Here is a 447-nt window from a genome sequence, read left to right on the forward strand (position 1 = left end):
ATCAGAAGGTTATGGGTTCGACTCCTTTCGGGCGCGCCATATTTTACGGGAAGTAGCTCAGCTTGGTAGAGCACTTGGTTTGGGACCAAGGGGTCGCAGGTTCGAATCCTGTCTTCCCGACCATTCTGTTTAATAATATGGGGCCTTAGCTCAGCTGGGAGAGCGCCTGCTTTGCACGCAGGAGGTCAGCGGTTCGATCCCGCTAGGCTCCACCAAGTTAATTTCACAATCGTGAAATTAACCGAAATTAAATTAGTAAAAAATATGTTGACAATGTTATATTGCATTTGTTAAGATATTAAAGTCGCCAATGCGACAACATATTGCTCTTTGAAAACTAAACAAACAAGAACGTCAACAAACAATTTTTTAGCTTTTTATAAAAGCTAAGCCAACGTAACAAATGAGCTATATCAACTTTCTTGGAGAGTTTGATCCTGGCTCAGG

General features: G+C 42.1%; 2 tRNA genes. Both read left to right on the plus strand.

The window, feature by feature from the left end:
• Positions 1-46 precede the first annotated feature (46 nt).
• Positions 47-123: transfer RNA gene (locus M3189_RS26530), tRNA-Pro, on the plus strand.
• Between the two features lie 16 nt (positions 124-139).
• Positions 140-215: transfer RNA gene (locus tag M3189_RS26535), tRNA-Ala, on the plus strand.
• Positions 216-447: the final 232 nt, after the last annotated feature.

It is taken from the genome of Neobacillus niacini, from assembly GCF_023715415.1.
Classification (GTDB): domain Bacteria; phylum Bacillota; class Bacilli; order Bacillales; family Cytobacillaceae; genus Neobacillus; species Neobacillus niacini_C.